The organism is Kutzneria sp. NPDC052558, from assembly GCF_044547355.1.
In the GTDB taxonomy this organism is placed as follows: domain Bacteria; phylum Actinomycetota; class Actinomycetes; order Mycobacteriales; family Pseudonocardiaceae; genus Kutzneria.
Genome location: NZ_JBIUAG010000010.1, coordinates 295383 through 308840, shown reverse-complemented (window position 1 = coordinate 308840; position 13458 = coordinate 295383). Strand labels below are relative to the sequence as shown.

At 72.0% G+C, this 13458-nt stretch carries 13 protein-coding genes; 8 read left to right on the top strand and 5 right to left on the bottom strand.

Annotation, left to right across the window (positions count from 1 at the left end; translation table 11 throughout):
- Positions 1 to 306: 306 nt before the first annotated feature.
- From pelF to ACIG5F_RS20425, 7 genes are read left to right on the top strand one after another with little or no spacing between them, the layout of a single operon-like run.
- The gene (gene pelF, locus ACIG5F_RS20455; protein ID WP_396519585.1) at positions 307 to 1749 is read left to right on the top strand and encodes a GT4 family glycosyltransferase PelF; all 1443 of its coding nucleotides are present in this window, start codon (positions 307 to 309) and stop codon (positions 1747 to 1749) included.
- On the top strand, positions 1746 to 3182 hold the full coding sequence (locus tag ACIG5F_RS20450; RefSeq protein ID WP_396519583.1) for a hypothetical protein: 1437 nt from the start codon (positions 1746 to 1748) through the stop codon (positions 3180 to 3182). Before pelF ends, ACIG5F_RS20450 begins: the two co-directional genes overlap by 4 nt.
- Positions 3183 to 3198: 16 nt before the next feature.
- Entirely contained in the window at positions 3199 to 4194 is a 996-nt protein-coding gene (locus tag ACIG5F_RS20445) for an SDR family NAD(P)-dependent oxidoreductase (RefSeq protein ID WP_396519581.1), read from the top strand.
- Between the two features lie 12 nt (positions 4195 to 4206).
- Positions 4207 to 4920, top strand: a complete 714-nt coding sequence (locus ACIG5F_RS20440) for an NDP-sugar synthase (protein WP_396519579.1) — start codon at positions 4207 to 4209, stop codon at positions 4918 to 4920.
- 2 nt (positions 4921 to 4922) lie between these two features.
- Entirely contained in the window at positions 4923 to 5807 is an 885-nt protein-coding gene (locus ACIG5F_RS20435; RefSeq protein ID WP_396519577.1) for an NAD-dependent epimerase/dehydratase family protein, read from the top strand.
- Between the two features lie 11 nt (positions 5808 to 5818).
- The gene (locus ACIG5F_RS20430; RefSeq protein ID WP_396519575.1) at positions 5819 to 6481 is read left to right on the top strand and encodes a spherulation-specific family 4 protein; all 663 of its coding nucleotides are present in this window, start codon (positions 5819 to 5821) and stop codon (positions 6479 to 6481) included.
- Positions 6478 to 7284, top strand: a complete 807-nt coding sequence (locus ACIG5F_RS20425; RefSeq protein ID WP_396519573.1) for an endo alpha-1,4 polygalactosaminidase — start codon at positions 6478 to 6480, stop codon at positions 7282 to 7284. The genes ACIG5F_RS20430 and ACIG5F_RS20425 overlap by 4 nt, the downstream gene beginning before the upstream one ends.
- A 62-nt stretch (positions 7285 to 7346) precedes the next feature.
- Here the strand turns inward: ACIG5F_RS20425 and ACIG5F_RS20420 are convergent, their stop codons facing one another.
- On the bottom strand, positions 7347 to 8360 hold the full coding sequence (locus tag ACIG5F_RS20420) for a zinc-binding dehydrogenase (protein ID WP_396519571.1): 1014 nt from the start codon (positions 8358 to 8360) through the stop codon (positions 7347 to 7349).
- A 255-nt stretch (positions 8361 to 8615) separates the two neighbouring features.
- On the opposite strand from ACIG5F_RS20420, the gene ACIG5F_RS20415 reads away from it, so the two are divergent.
- Complete coding sequence (locus ACIG5F_RS20415; RefSeq protein ID WP_396519569.1) at positions 8616 to 9797, top strand: serine/threonine-protein kinase; 1182 nt, start codon at positions 8616 to 8618, stop codon at positions 9795 to 9797.
- 74 nt (positions 9798 to 9871) lie between these two features.
- Here the strand turns inward: ACIG5F_RS20415 and ACIG5F_RS20410 are convergent, their stop codons facing one another.
- From ACIG5F_RS20410 to ACIG5F_RS20395, 4 genes are read right to left on the bottom strand one after another with little or no spacing between them, the layout of a single operon-like run.
- The gene (locus ACIG5F_RS20410) at positions 9872 to 10189 is read right to left on the bottom strand and encodes an alpha/beta hydrolase fold domain-containing protein (protein ID WP_396519567.1); all 318 of its coding nucleotides are present in this window, start codon (positions 10187 to 10189) and stop codon (positions 9872 to 9874) included.
- A gap of 10 nt (positions 10190 to 10199) precedes the next feature.
- A complete protein-coding gene (locus ACIG5F_RS20405; protein ID WP_396519565.1) occupies positions 10200 to 11693 on the bottom strand; it encodes an FAD-dependent monooxygenase in 1494 nt (497 codons plus the stop codon).
- On the bottom strand, positions 11690 to 12562 hold the full coding sequence (locus ACIG5F_RS20400) for an alpha/beta fold hydrolase (RefSeq protein ID WP_396519563.1): 873 nt from the start codon (positions 12560 to 12562) through the stop codon (positions 11690 to 11692). The genes ACIG5F_RS20405 and ACIG5F_RS20400 overlap by 4 nt, the downstream gene beginning before the upstream one ends.
- Positions 12562 to 13452, bottom strand: a complete 891-nt coding sequence (locus tag ACIG5F_RS20395) for an alpha/beta fold hydrolase (RefSeq protein ID WP_396519561.1) — start codon at positions 13450 to 13452, stop codon at positions 12562 to 12564. The genes ACIG5F_RS20400 and ACIG5F_RS20395 overlap by 1 nt, the downstream gene beginning before the upstream one ends.
- Positions 13453 to 13458: the final 6 nt, after the last annotated feature.

The following is a 13458-nucleotide window of genomic DNA, read 5'->3' as shown; positions in this document are numbered from 1 at the left end:
GAGGATTGAACCGAATGCCGGCTCGCGGCGTACGTCGCCGCAATTTATCAACTCGTTACCATTTTCCCAGGGGGCTTCAAGTGAGCGACTCTCGCGACGCTCTAGCCTGTGACCAACTGAGGATAATTGGGGGCGCAGCAACGTTGCCGTGCTGCCCGCGGGTGAACTGTCAAAGGAGCGCCGTGAGCGTCGGTAGCCGCAAGCTGTGCCGATACGTCGGGCCAACAGCCGGCCAATTCCGTGCATTAACAACGAGTTTCCCGGGAATTTCCCGGGTCGTCGGCGGATGACACGGACAGGTGGGTCATGACGGGCATCGCGCTGATGACGGAAGGCACCTACCCGCACAGCTTCGGCGGCGTCAGTGTCTGGTGCGACCAGCTGGTACGCGGCATGGCGGACTACGACTACCACGTCGTCGCCCTCGTCGGCGGCGGCGACCCGCGGGTCGCCTGGGAGCTGCCGGCGAACGTCGCGTCCGTCACGGCGATTCCGCTGTGGGGAGGCGACTCGGGCGTGCCCAGGATCGGCCGGGCGGCGCGGGCCAGGTTCCGGCCGCTCGGACACGAGTTCCTGAGCAGCCTGCTCGACCGGTCCGACACCGCGGTCGCGCGTTTCGGCGTCGCGCTGCGCCAGCTGTTCGAGTACGCCCAGCAGGACAGCCTGACCGCCGCGCTGCGCACCGACGACACCGTGCGCACCCTGACCGAGATCTGGCACGACCACTTGCCCACCGACGGGCCGGCGGCGCCGACCCTGTTCGACGCGCTGGAGTGCCTGCAACTGCTGGAGCACCTGCTGCGTCCGCTGTCGGCGCGGCCGGTGCGGGCCGCGGTCTCGCACTGCGTGGCCAACGGGTTGGCGGTGTTGCCGGCGCTCGCCGCACGCTGGTCGTACGGCACGCCGATCCTGCTCACTGAGCACGGCATCTATCTGCGCGAGCGCTATCTCGGCTACCGCGTGAGCCCGTACCGGTGGGCGACCAAAGCCATGGTGCTGGGCTTGTTCCGACAGCTGTGCTCGCTGGCGTACCTCGAGGCCAGCCAGATCACGCCCGGCAACATGTACAACCAGCGCTGGGAGGAGCGGCTCGGCGCGGACCACGCCATCATCCGCACCGTCTACAACGGCGTCGAGCCCGACCACTTCCCGCCGGTCGAGGCCGAGCCCGAGGCGCCCACCGTCAGCTGGGCCGGCCGGGTGGACCCGATCAAGGACATCGAGACGCTGCTGCGGGCGTTCGCGCTGGTGCGCCAGCGGATTCCGGACGCGCGGCTGCGCCTGTTCGGCGGCACGCCGGCCGGCGGCCAGGCCTACCTGGACCGTTGCCGGGCGCTGGCCGACCAGCTGGGCGTCGGCGACTGCGCCACCTTCGAGGGGCGGGTGGACAACATCCGGGACGCCTACGTGGCCGGCCATGTGGTGGTGCTGTCCAGCATCTCCGAGGGCTTCCCGTACACCGTGATCGAGGCGATGACCTGCGGCCGCCCGTGCGTGGCCACCGACGTCGGCGGCGTCGCGGAGGCGATCGGCGAGACCGGCCTGGTGGTGCCCCCGCGCGATCCCGACGCGATGGCCGAGGCATGCGTCACACTGCTCGGCGACCCCGAGCTGCGGACCCGGATGGGCGCGGAAGCGCGGCAGCGGGTGCTGACCTACTTCACCCTGGACCAGGCGATCACCACGTTCGGCCAGCTCTACCGCGCGCTCGCCGCCGGCGAGCCGGTCCTGGTGGGAGCGAAGACGTGAGCGCGGGCACCGTGCCGGAACTGGAGCCGCTCCAGCCGTCGTTGGCGCGGCCGGTCGCCGAGGTGCAGCTGGCCGACCTGTGCGAGCGGTTCGAGTCGTTGTGCGCCAACGCGGTCGATCCGCTGGAGATCGCCGCCGGCCTGGAGGCCGAGGGGTTCAGCGACCAGAGCGTACGCGTCGGCTTCGGCTTCCCCGACGTGTTCGCCCTCGCCGAGGACCTGCACCGACGGGTGCCGCCCAGCCCGGCGGAGCCCGCGCCGCAACCGGATCCGTGGCGCACCTCGGTGTGGCGGCACGCGCTGCGCGGCCTGCTGTTCGGGCTGCCGTCGCTGTGCTACCCGGTCGCCGCGCCCCTGCTGTCCACAGTGGACGCTGTGCCGCTGCTGGTGGTGTCGACCATCGTCTCCTGGGCGTTGAGCCAGGGCCTGTCCTACCTCGGCTACGCACGACTCGGCAACGTGGACCGGGACGGCGCGCGGCGCGTGCTCCGCCTCGGGCTGCTCGGCGCGCTCGTCCTGCTGCTGGCCGTCGTCGGGCTGGGCGCGGCGCTGGCCGGCCGGATCGGTCCGGCCACGGTCTTCGCCGCCGGCCAGGGCGGATACCTGCTGGCGGCGACCGTGTTGTTCGTCGATCGGGGCGAACGGTGGCTGGTGGCCGGGCTCGCGCCGGGAGTGCTGGCCGGCGCGGTCTTTCTGGCGCTCGGCGCACCGGACGGACTGCGCGGCGGCGCGCTGGCGGCGGTGGCCGGCACGCCGCTGCTCACCCTGGGCTTCGCCCTCGGCCGGACGAGCTGGCCGGCGCCGAAAGCCGCCACTGCGCTGCGATGGACCGAGTTGCGGGCCACCTGGCCGTATCTCGCGTTCGGCGCGATCGCCGCCGGCCTGCTCGCCTTTCCGCTGATCGCGATGCTGCTGGTGCCGTCCACGGCGGGCGGCGCGTCCAACGCGATGCTGGCGGCACTGCCGCTGTCGTTGAGCATGGGCGCCGCGGAGTGGCTGCTCCACCGCTACCGCAGCGGGACGCGCCGGCTGTTACAGCGAACCAGGCGGGTGGAGGACTTCGCCGCCCGGTCCTGGTGGCAGCTGGTCTCCACTGTGGCCTGGTACCTGCTGTGCACCGGGGTGCTGATGGCAGCGACGCGGGAACTCGGAGCCGCCGTCGGCATCAGTCCACAGTGGACGGGCATGCTGGCGTACGCGGCCTGCCTGGTGTTGGGCGGCACGCTGTTCCTAGCGCTGCTGCTCCAGGCGTTCTCCGGGCCGGCCGCGGTGCTGCCGTGGGCCGGCGGCGCGCTGGCCGCCGAGGTCGGGTACGTGATGTTCGATCGGACCGCCTCGGTGCTGCGCGTGCAGCTGCTGGTGTGCGGCGGCCTGCTGATCGCACTTGTCCTACGCGCCGGTGTCGTGCTCGACAAGCCGGCACGACACCGTTGAGCCGGAAGGAGATTCGATGGCGGATCTGGTAGCGGTCACGGGGGCGGAGGGGTTCATCGGCTCGCACCTGGTCGAGGCGCTGGTCGCCGCCGGCCACCGGGTGCGGGCCATGGTGCTCTACAACTCGATGGGCTCGTGGGGCTGGCTGGAGGAGTTGGACGCCGACGTGCTCGACCAGGTCGACGTGGTCCTCGGCGACGTGCGGGACGCGGCGTCGGCGCGGGAGCTCGTCGAGGGGGCGGCGGCCGTCTACCACCTGGCGGCGCTGATCGCGATCCCGTACTCCTACCGCGCGCCGCGGTCCTATGTGGACACCAACGTCATCGGCACGCTGAACGTGCTGGACGCGGTGCGGGCCTGCGACACGCCGCGGCTGGTGCACACCTCGACCAGCGAGACCTACGGCACCGCCCGCACGGTCCCGATCAGCGAGCAGCACCCGTTGCAGGCCCAGTCGCCCTACGCCGCGTCGAAGACGGCCGCCGACAAGCTGGTCGAGTCCTACCACCTGAGCTTCGGGGTGCCGGCCGTGACCCTGCGGCCGTTCAACACGTTCGGGCCGCGCCAGTCCGCGCGGGCGGTGATTCCCACGGTGATCAGCCAGATCGCCGCGGGCGCCCGGCAGATCAAGCTCGGCGCGCTGGACCCCAGCCGGGACTTCCTGTACGTGGCCGACACCGCGGCGGCGTTCGTCACGGTGGGGACCGCGCCGGCGAGCGCAGTTGTGGGCGAGCTGTTCAACGCCGGCACCGGGGACGAGGTGACGATCGGCCAGGTGACCGCCGACATCGCCCGGCTGATGGACGCCGACGTCGACATCACCGAGGACAGCCAGCGCATCCGTCCCAAGGACTCCGAAGTGCAACGCCTGGTCGCCGACGCCGCCAAGCTCGCCGAGCACACCGGCTGGCGGCCGGCGCACACCAGGGACGACGGGCTGCGCCGGACCATCGACTGGTTCCGGCGGCCGGAGAACCTCGCCCGGTACAAGCCCGGCATCTACCACCAGTGACCGGAGGCGATCATGCACGCGATCATCCTGGCCGGCGGCAAGGGAGTGCGCCTGCGGCCGTACACGACGAGACTGCCCAAGCCGCTGGTGCCGATCGGCGACGAGTTCTCCATCCTGGAGATCGTCCTGCGGCAACTGGCGCAGCAGGGCTTCAGCGACGTCACGCTGGCCATCGGCTACCTCGGCGACCTCATCCGCTCCTACGTCGGCGACGGCGGCAAGTGGGGCCTGCGGATCGACTACCACACCGAGGACTCGCCGCTGGGCACCATCGGGCCGGTGCTGAACCTGCGGGACCGGCTGCCGGCCGAGTTCCTGGTGATGAACGGCGACGTGCTCACCGACCTGGACTACGCCGACCTGCTGGACAACCACGTGCGCTGCGGCGCGCCGATGACCGTGGCGACCTACTGCCGGCAGGTCAAGGTCGACTTCGGCGTGCTCACCAGCCGGGCCGGCCACATCGTCGACTTCACCGAGAAGCCGACGCTGAACTACCAGGTCAGCATGGGGGTGTACGGGGTGAGCCGGGACACGCTCGCCGACTACCTGCCCGGCGTGCCGCTCGGCTTCGACGAGCTGGTGCTGGACCTGCTCGCCAAGAGCACCCCGCCGGCGGAGTACCGCTTCGACGGCTACTGGCTCGACATCGGCCGGCCGGACGACTACGACCGCGCCAACGCCGAGTTCGACCGGCTGCGGGGGACGCTGCTGAAGGGGGTGTAGCGGTGCCACGCGCGCTGCTCATCGGGGCGGCCGGCTTCCTCGGCCGGCACGTGCACGAGATCGTCGCCGCCGCCGGCTGGCACGTCCAGCCGGCGTCCCGCGCCGGCCGGGTGCGGGTCGATCTCGGCCCTGACGGGGCGCCGCGGCTGGCCGCGCTGCTCGAGGAGTACCGGCCGGACGCGGTGGTCAACTGCGCCGGCGCGGTCACCGGCGACCCGGCCGAGCTGATCGCCGCCAACACCACCGCCCCCGCCGTGCTGGTGCGGGCGATGCTCGACCACGCGCCGCGGGCCCGCCTCGTGCACCTGGGGTCCGCGGCCGAGTACGGCGTCTGCCCGCCGGACGTGCCGATCACCGAGACCCAGCTGCCGCGGCCGGTCGGCGTCTACGGCGTGACCAAGCTGGCCGGCACCCAGGCCGTCGAACTGGGCCATGCCGCCGGCCTCGACGCCGTGGTGCTGCGGGTGTTCAACCCGGTCGGCGCCGGCGCCCCGCCGTCCAGCCTGCCCGGCCGGCTGGTGGCCCAGTTCGCCGACGCCGGCGGGCGCGGCGAGATCACGCTCGGGCCGCTGGGCGCGGTGCGTGACTTCGTCGACGCCCGCGACGTCGCCGACGCCGTGCTCGCGGCGATCACCGCGCCGGCCGTGGCGGCGCCGGTGCTCAACGTGGCGGCCGGCCATGGCGTGCCGGTCCGGACGCTGGTCGACACCCTGGCCGACATCGCCGGCTTCACCGGCACGATCGCCGAGTCGGCCAACGGCTCCGCGCGGTCCGGCGACGTGCCGTGGCAGCAGGCCGACATCACCGCCGCCGAGCGGGTGCTCGGCTGGCGGCCGCGGATCGGGCTGCGGGCCTCCCTCACGGAGCTCTGGCAGGCGGCACGGTGACGGGGGTGCGAATGACTGGGCAGACGGTGACGGGGCGGGTAGTGCCGGCGTACTTCCATCCCGCGGTCCGGCCCGACGACTGGGAGGCGCTGGCACGGTCGGCCCCGCGGCTGGTCGTGCTCAACATCGCCGACGGCCCCGGTCACCTGGTGGACGGCGTGTTCGCGGCCGCCGTCGACCGGGTCGTCGCGGCCGGGGTGACGGTCGCCGGGTACGTGGACACCGACTACGGCCGCAAGGACGCCCGGGACGCGGTGTCCGAGCTGCGCCGGTACCGGGAGTGGTACGGGGTGGAGAGCGTCTTCTTCGACCGCGCGGCCAGCGGGATCGAGCACGTCGCCCGCTACGCCGAGCTCGCCGACGCCGCCCGGGCGATCGGGTCGCGGGTGGTCGCCTTCAACCACGGCACCCATCCGGCGCCGGAATTCGCTGCCCACTGCGACCTGCTGGGCACGTTCGAAGGCCCGTGGCCGTCCTTCCGCGACGCCGAGGTGCCCAGGTGGGTGCACGACCTGCCGGCGGACCGGTTCTTCAACCTGGTCTACGCGGTCTCCCCCACGCTGCGCCGGCGGGTCGCCGTGCTGGCCGAGGAACGCAACGTCGGTTCCGCGCTGTGCACCGAGGGCCAGCCACCCAATCCGTGGTCCTTCCTCCCCGAGGACCTCCCGACATGACTCGCCTGGTCGCCGTGGCGCTGCTGCTTCTGGTGCTCGCCGGCTGCACCGGGCCGGTGACCGGCGAGGCGTCGTCGACCAGCGGCGGGACGCAGTCGTATTGGCAGCCGAAGCCAGGCGCCACCTGGCAATGGCAGCTCGCCGGGTCGATCGACACCGGCGTCGACGCCGCCGTGTACGACGTCGACGGCACGGAGACCACTGCGGCGCAGGTGGGCGCGCTGCATGCGGCCGGCCGCAAGGTGATCTGCTACGTCGACGCCGGCGGCTACGAGGACTACCGGCCCGACGCCAAGGCGTTCCCGTCCTCGGTGCTCGGCAAGGCCGAGAGCTGGCCGGGCCAGCGGTGGCTGGACATCCGGCAGGTCGGCGTCCTGGAGCCGATCATGGCCGCCCGCTTCGACACCTGCCGCGGCAAGGGGTTCGACGCCGTCGAGGCCGACGAGACGGACGGCTACGCCAACGACACCGGCTTCCCGCTGACTGCCGCGAACCAGTTGGCGTACAACCGGATGCTGGCCGGGCTGGCGCACCAGCGCGGCCTGTCCATCGGGTTGAAGAACGACCTGGACCAGATCCCGCAGCTGGTGGGCGACTTCCAGTTCGCCATCGACGAGCAGTGCTTCCAGTACGAGGAGTGCGAGCAGTTGCGACCCTTCGTGCAGGCGGGCAAGGCCGTGTTCGAGGTGGAGTACCAGTTGGACGGCTCACAGTTCTGCGCGTCGGCGAAGGCCATGGGCTTCAGCGCCATGCGCAAGAACACCGCGCTGGACGCCCCCAGATGGCCCTGCGCCGCGTCCTGATCGGCCAGCGCAGGGAAGTCGGACCGTCACGAGAAGGCCGCCGGGGCGGGGTGCGAGGTCGATCACGTCTCCGGGTCCGAATGCCGAACGCGGACAACGAGCTTGCCGGTCGCCCGGTTGTGCTCCATGTCGTCGTGAGCCTGCGGCACCTGCTCCAGGCCGTCGTAAACGCGGTCCACCGGGAAGGTCAGCCGGCCGGCCGCGAGCGCGTCGAGGATCTCCTGGAACACCTCCCGCGGCAGGTCGGCCGCGTCGCCGAAGTAGCCTGCCAGGCGCACTCCCCTCGGCAGGTACTCGTTCGGTGAGAACTCTCGCACCGTCCACTGATTGGAGAGGCTGCCGCCGAAACAGCCCGTGCCGTGCACGCGCACCGCGCGCAGTGTGTCGGGCAGGGTCGGCGTACCGACGAGATCAAGGGCTGTGTCGACGCCGTCCGGGTACAGCTCGCGCACGGCGGGCGCGACCTCGCCGGTGTCGAGCAGGGGGTGGTGGACGCCGTGCTCCTTCAACAACACGAGACGGTCGGCCCGCCGGGTGGTGGACAGCACCGTGGCGCCGCGCCATGCGGCCAGCGCGGCGGCGGCCAAGCCCACCGACGAGGTCCCACCGCGGATCAGCACCGTCTGGCCGGGTTTCAGGTCCAGTCCGACGGTGAGCGAGCCGTAGGCGGTCTGCACCATCTCCGGCAAGGCGCCCAGCACTGTCCAGGCAAGGTCGGTATCCACCGGAATGACCTGGGCCAACGGCACCGACGTGTACTCGGCATAGCCGCCGTCGTAGGTGCGTCCCATGTCCCCCATCATCGCGACGACCTTCTGCCCGCGGGCCAGCCCGCTGCCGGCCGGAGCCACGTCGACGGTTCCGGCGGCCTCGATGCCCGGCACCCGCGGAAAGCTGACCCCCTCGCTCAGGCCCAGTCGAAGCTTCAACTCCGAGCGATTGACCCCGAACGCCTCGACCCGGATGCGCACCCAGCCGTCCCGCTCGGGCGGGAGTGGAAGCGTGGTCAGCCGCAGGTTGTCCACGGGGCCGGGGGCGGACAGCTGGATGGCGCGCATGGTGATCAGCGAGGACATCAAGGGCCTGCCTTCTTCCCGGGACAGCAGCGTTCGACGACGGTGGTCAACCCGCCGGCGCCGCGACTTCATTCCCGACCCGCCAACCAAGCCGGCTTTGCGGCGCGACACCGAACGGCGATTGCTCCGCATGCTCATGCGTGCGCCGTGACTCGGACAATCCGGCAGGATCCACCGATGCCGTCGTTCGTGGTGTGAATTCGACGCCAGCGTGGTAGCCATCGTTGTTGTTCCACGGCGTGGGGAGGCAGGCGGATGGACAGTGACCCGTTCAGCCCGACGGGCGCGCGACCGCTGCTGTCCCGGCGCTACCGGATCGGCGCGCTGGTGGGCGCCGGCGCGATGGCCGAGGTGTACCGGGCCTACGACCTCAAGCTCGAGCGCCCGGTGGCGATCAAGAGATTCGCCTCGACGGCCAGCGCGAGCGACCGCAGACGGTTCGAGGACGAGGCCAGGCTGCTGGCCGGCCTGTCACACCCGGGGCTGGTCGCCGTCTACGACGCCGGCCGGCACGAGAACAGCCAGTACCTGGTGATGCGGCTGGTGGACGGACCCAGCCTGCACGTGGCGCTGACCAAGCAGAAGCCGACGGTCGACGAGGTGCTGGCGCTGGGCGACCGGCTGCTGCGGACGCTGGCCCACGTGCATGCCCACGGCATCGTGCACCGCGACATCAAACCGTCGAACATCCTGGTCGACCTGGACGGCGAGGTCTATCTGGCCGACTTCGGCCTGGCCCGCCTGATCGACACCGGCAGCATCACCCGCTCCGGGGAGATCGTCGGCACCGCGGCGTACCTGGCGCCGGAACAGGTGCGCGGCGAGCGGGCGACGCCCGCCTCCGATGTCTACGCCCTTGGCCTGGTGCTGTTGCAGTGCCTGACCGGCCACCAGGAATACCGGGGCAGTCAGGCGGAGGCCGCACTGGCGCGCCTGACGCGCGACCCCGTGATCCCGGACTGGTTGCCCGGCGGGCTGGCGAGCCTGCTGGCCGAGATGACCAGCGCCGATCCCGCACTGCGACCGTCGTCGGAGCAGTGCGTGGAGCGATTCGCCCAACTCGGGGCGACCGAAGTGTCGACGATGCCTTTGCCGCAACGGCCCCGTCGGCGCGGCGCCGTCGCGGTGGCGGCCGGCAGCGTGCTCGTGGCCGGCGCGCTGCTGGCGTTCGCGTTGCGACCGACTGACCCTCCGGTGACAACGAATGCCCCTCCCCCGGCCACCATGACCTTCACACCGGCCACAACGTCGCCGACCACCGCCACAGCCAGCACCACGACAGGTGTCGACCTCGCGGCCGGCGCCGAGGTCGGTGCGCACGGCCCTGACAGCGGCCCGACCACCGGCGCCGGCGGACACGTTCCGCCCGGCCAGGCCAAGAAGACCGAGGACGGCGGCCCTGGCATCGTGCCGCCGGGCAAGGGCCGACACGGCTGATCACGCGAGACCGGGGCTCAGCCATTCAGACCGGCGCCGGCTGGGGCCCGCCCCGACGATGACGACGGGCACCGTCACAACGACACCCCGAGGGCCACGAGGTAGCCCGCGACGAGCACTGCGCAGATAGTCGCCGGCACGAGGTCGCGGCCTCGGTCGTGGTTGCGCACGTGCGTGATGAGGGCGCCGGCGAGCAGGATGATCAGGACGGTCATGTCCGGGGCCAGGCGATAGCGCACGGCGGCGACGGTGATGCCGAGCTGGCGGGCGAAGGCGATGTTCCTCCGGTCGTCCTGCTCGGGGGCGCCGAAGATGAACCCGCCGCCCTGGGTCCAGAGCAGTGCGGGAGCCGGCGCGGCCAACCCGGCCGGCTGGAACACGCGCAGCGACACCGACGGCTCGTCAGCCGATGGAGGGCGGTGCCAGGGTTTGGGCGCTGCGGGTCAGGGCGGTGGCCCGGTTGTCGGTGGCGATGTGGGCGATGTAGCCGTCGGGGCGGACAAGGATCTGGGTGGGTCCGGTCACGCCGTAGATCTTGGTCAGGCTGGGCGCGGCGTCGGCCGGGATCTTGACGACGTGCAGCTCGGCGCCGGTGGTGGGCCAACGGGATGCGTCGATGGCGGTGTCGCCGATGGCCAGCAGGGTGAAGTGGGGACCCCGGAAGCGGTCGAACAGGGCGCCGGTGTGTCCGTTGGTGTCGCGGTACCTCGCGTTCGGGGCTCGGTCGCCGGCGTGGACGGTCGTGTCGGTGGCGTCGTGGTGGGTGAGCGGACTGTCGCGATAGTTCAGCTTGAGTTGGCGCTCCTCGTCGCCGCGGGTGGCGGCGGCCAGGGGGCGGTCGCCGAGTTTTTGGTAGAGGTCGCTGGACAGGCCGAGCACGCGGGCGGCGACGGGGCGGCGTTCGGCCTCGTAGCTGTCCAGGAGTGCTTGCGGTGCGCCGGCGAGGACCTGGGCGAGTTTCCAGCCGAGGTTGTAGGCGTCCTGCACGCCGGTGTTGAGGCCTTGCGCGCCGGCGGGGGTGTGGACGTGGGCCGCGTCGCCGGCGAGGAACGCGTTGCCCGCGCGGTACCGCTCGACGAGGCGGACGTTGGGGCGGAAGATCGAGGACCAGAACACCTCGCGGATGCGCAGGCCGGCTCGTCCGGACGCTTCGTGGACAAGGCGGCTGATGGCGGCGGGATCGCGGTCGGGGGTTTCGTCGGGCTTGAGGCGCAGCATGAGTTGGAACTTCTCGCCGGGCAGCGGGCACAGTCCCATGAAGCGGCCGCCGTTGCGGGGCCAGATGTGCCAGCGGTTGCGGGCCAGGCCGTCCACCAGGACGTCGGCGACGATCATCTTGTCGCTTTCGTCGGTCTGGCCGACGAAGGGGATGTCGGCCTGCACACGCACGGCGCTCGCGCCGCCGTCCGCGCCGACGACGAACCGGGCCCGGACCGTCCGCTCGCCGTCCGGGCCGGTGACGGTCGCGACGACGGCGTCGCCCTTGTCGATGAGGGAGGTCAGGCGCGTGCCGTACTCGACCCGGCCGCCGAGCTCCTCCAGGCGGCGGCGTAGGCAGGCGTCGGTGTCGTACTGCGGGATGAGCCTGGTTTCCGGGTGGGGCACGTCCTCGGTGACCTTGTGGCGGCCCATCATCCGCCACGGCAGCGTGACCGGGCCGAGGTGGATGCCGAGCAGCGGGTAGCTGCGCGAGTGGTCGACGATGTCGTCCAGGAGGCCGAGGTCGTCGAAGACTTCGAGGGTGCGTGGCTGGATGCCTTTGGCGCGGGAGCCGGGGAAGCCGCCGTCGGCGGCGTCGACGAGGCGGAACGGCACGCCGCGGCGGGCCAGGTCGCAGGCGAGGGTGAGGCCGGTGGGTCCGGCGCCCACGATGAGCACGTCGGTGGTGTCGGTCATGTCTGGAGCTCCGTGACGAAGGTGGTGAGCAGGTCGGCGAACCGCTGCGGGCGTTCGAAGGGCGCCATGTGCCCGCAGTCGGGGATGTGTTCGGCGCGCACCGGCTTGAGCAGTTCGACGGCGCGGTCGAAGGCGGTGGCGGGGGTGACCCGGTCGTTCGCGCCCCAGACCAGCATGGTCGGCGGCAGGCCGGCGGCGTCGAAGAGCGCGTCCTGGTTGGTGAACGGGACGTGCGTGAGGGTGGAGGTCAGCGCGTGCATCGAGCCCTCGAACCGGAAGCCGTCCAGCACCACCGTTCGCAGCCGCTCGGCGTCCACAGTGGACTCGACGTTGCGGTCGAGGTGGGCCAGGAGGTTGCGGCGCAGCAGGTGCTTGCCGACCAGCGGGGTGAGCGGGTCGGGCAGCAGCGCGATCGGGTTGCGTTCGGCGGACAACCCGGCCGGCCCGCTCACCGTCAGCGACGCGGCGCGGGAGCCGGGGCTCGCGGCGTAGGCGAGGGAGATCAGCGCGCCCATCGATGACCCGACCACGTGGACGTCGGACAGGCCGAGACGGCGGATCAGGTCGTCGAGTTGCCGCACGAACAGCGGGCGCCCGTACCGGCCGCGGACCCGGTCGGAGTACCCGCGCCCGTAGGCGCTGTAGGTCAGCGTGCGCGAGCCCCGCCCGTGCAGCACCGTGGTGACCTCGTCCCAGAAGTCGAGCGGGATCGTGAGGCCCGGGACGAAGACGAACACCGGCCCGCTCGCGGGACCCGCGAGTTCGTAGTGGGTCGTGCCGTCGGAGAGCACGGCGAAGTCGCCACGCCGCCCGGCGCGCGTGTCGGGTCCGAGCCGGTCCGTCTCACCGCGCGCGACGAAGTACCGCATCAGCCGTCCTCCCGGTCGAGGCCGTCGGCGAAGGCGCCGATCGCCCGGCTCACCTCGGCGGGCGCCTCGGCCGGCATGAGGTGCCCGCCCCCCGGCAGCACGACCTCGTGGCTGTCGGGGATGTCCCGGCCGAAGTGCTGACCTGAGACCAGTTCGCTGCTCAGCACCAGGGTCGGCGTCCGGATGGCGGCGATCTCGGCCGAGCGGTCGGGGTGGTCGGTGGTGGCGAAGTCGATGAACGCGTCCCGTGCGCCGGGCCGGGACGTCAGCGTGTGCACGCGGTCGACCAGGGCGTCGTCGACGACGGTCGAGCCCGGTCCGACCAGCCCGGCGAGGTTGCGAGCGGTCGCGGCGCGGGAGCTGAGCCGGCGCAGGACCGGCCGCAGCGGCGGGATCCGGGCCAGGCGCAGCGCGAGCGGGATGTCCTTGTCCGGGTACCCGGTGGCGTTCATCAGCACGAGTCCGCGCAGCCGGTCCGGGTGGGCCAGCGCGTAGGTCCAGGCGATCTGGCCGCCGAAGGAGTGCCCGGCGAGCACGAACGGCCCGGGGACGAGCGGTTCAAGCAGCCGGTCGAGGAAGGACACGTACGCGCCGACCGAGTAGTCGCGGTCCGGACGCGGACCGGTGAGCCCGAAGCCGGGCAGGTCCGGTCGAACGACGTCGAAGCGGTCCGCGAGTAGGTCCGTGACGGCATCGAAGACGTGCAGCGACGCGCCGCTGCCGTGTAGCAGCACGAGCGTGGGTCCGGTGCCCGTTCGCCGGAGGTGCACGCGCATGCCGTCCAGGTCGACGAACCGGGATGTCGCGTCCGTGAGCTCCATTTCAGTCACTCCGTATCCGTTGTTGGTCGCCGCCGAAGCGCCCTGGGGCAGCACGGTCCGGATTGTCACGGCGTG

Coding starts and splice junctions, on each gene's coding strand:
- pelF (WP_396519585.1), top strand. CDS start 307: ATGACGGGCATCGCGCTGATGACGGAAGGCACCTACCCGCACAGCTTC.
- ACIG5F_RS20445 (WP_396519581.1), top strand. CDS start 3,199: ATGGCGGATCTGGTAGCGGTCACGGGGGCGGAGGGGTTCATCGGCTCG.
- ACIG5F_RS20440 (WP_396519579.1), top strand. CDS start 4,207: ATGCACGCGATCATCCTGGCCGGCGGCAAGGGAGTGCGCCTGCGGCCG.
- ACIG5F_RS20430 (WP_396519575.1), top strand. CDS start 5,819: ATGACTGGGCAGACGGTGACGGGGCGGGTAGTGCCGGCGTACTTCCAT.
- ACIG5F_RS20425 (WP_396519573.1), top strand. CDS start 6,478: ATGACTCGCCTGGTCGCCGTGGCGCTGCTGCTTCTGGTGCTCGCCGGC.
- ACIG5F_RS20420 (WP_396519571.1), bottom strand. CDS start 8,360: ATGTCCTCGCTGATCACCATGCGCGCCATCCAGCTGTCCGCCCCCGGC.
- ACIG5F_RS20415 (WP_396519569.1), top strand. CDS start 8,616: ATGGACAGTGACCCGTTCAGCCCGACGGGCGCGCGACCGCTGCTGTCC.
- ACIG5F_RS20405 (WP_396519565.1), bottom strand. CDS start 11,693: ATGACCGACACCACCGACGTGCTCATCGTGGGCGCCGGACCCACCGGC.
- ACIG5F_RS20400 (WP_396519563.1), bottom strand. CDS start 12,562: ATGCGGTACTTCGTCGCGCGCGGTGAGACGGACCGGCTCGGACCCGAC.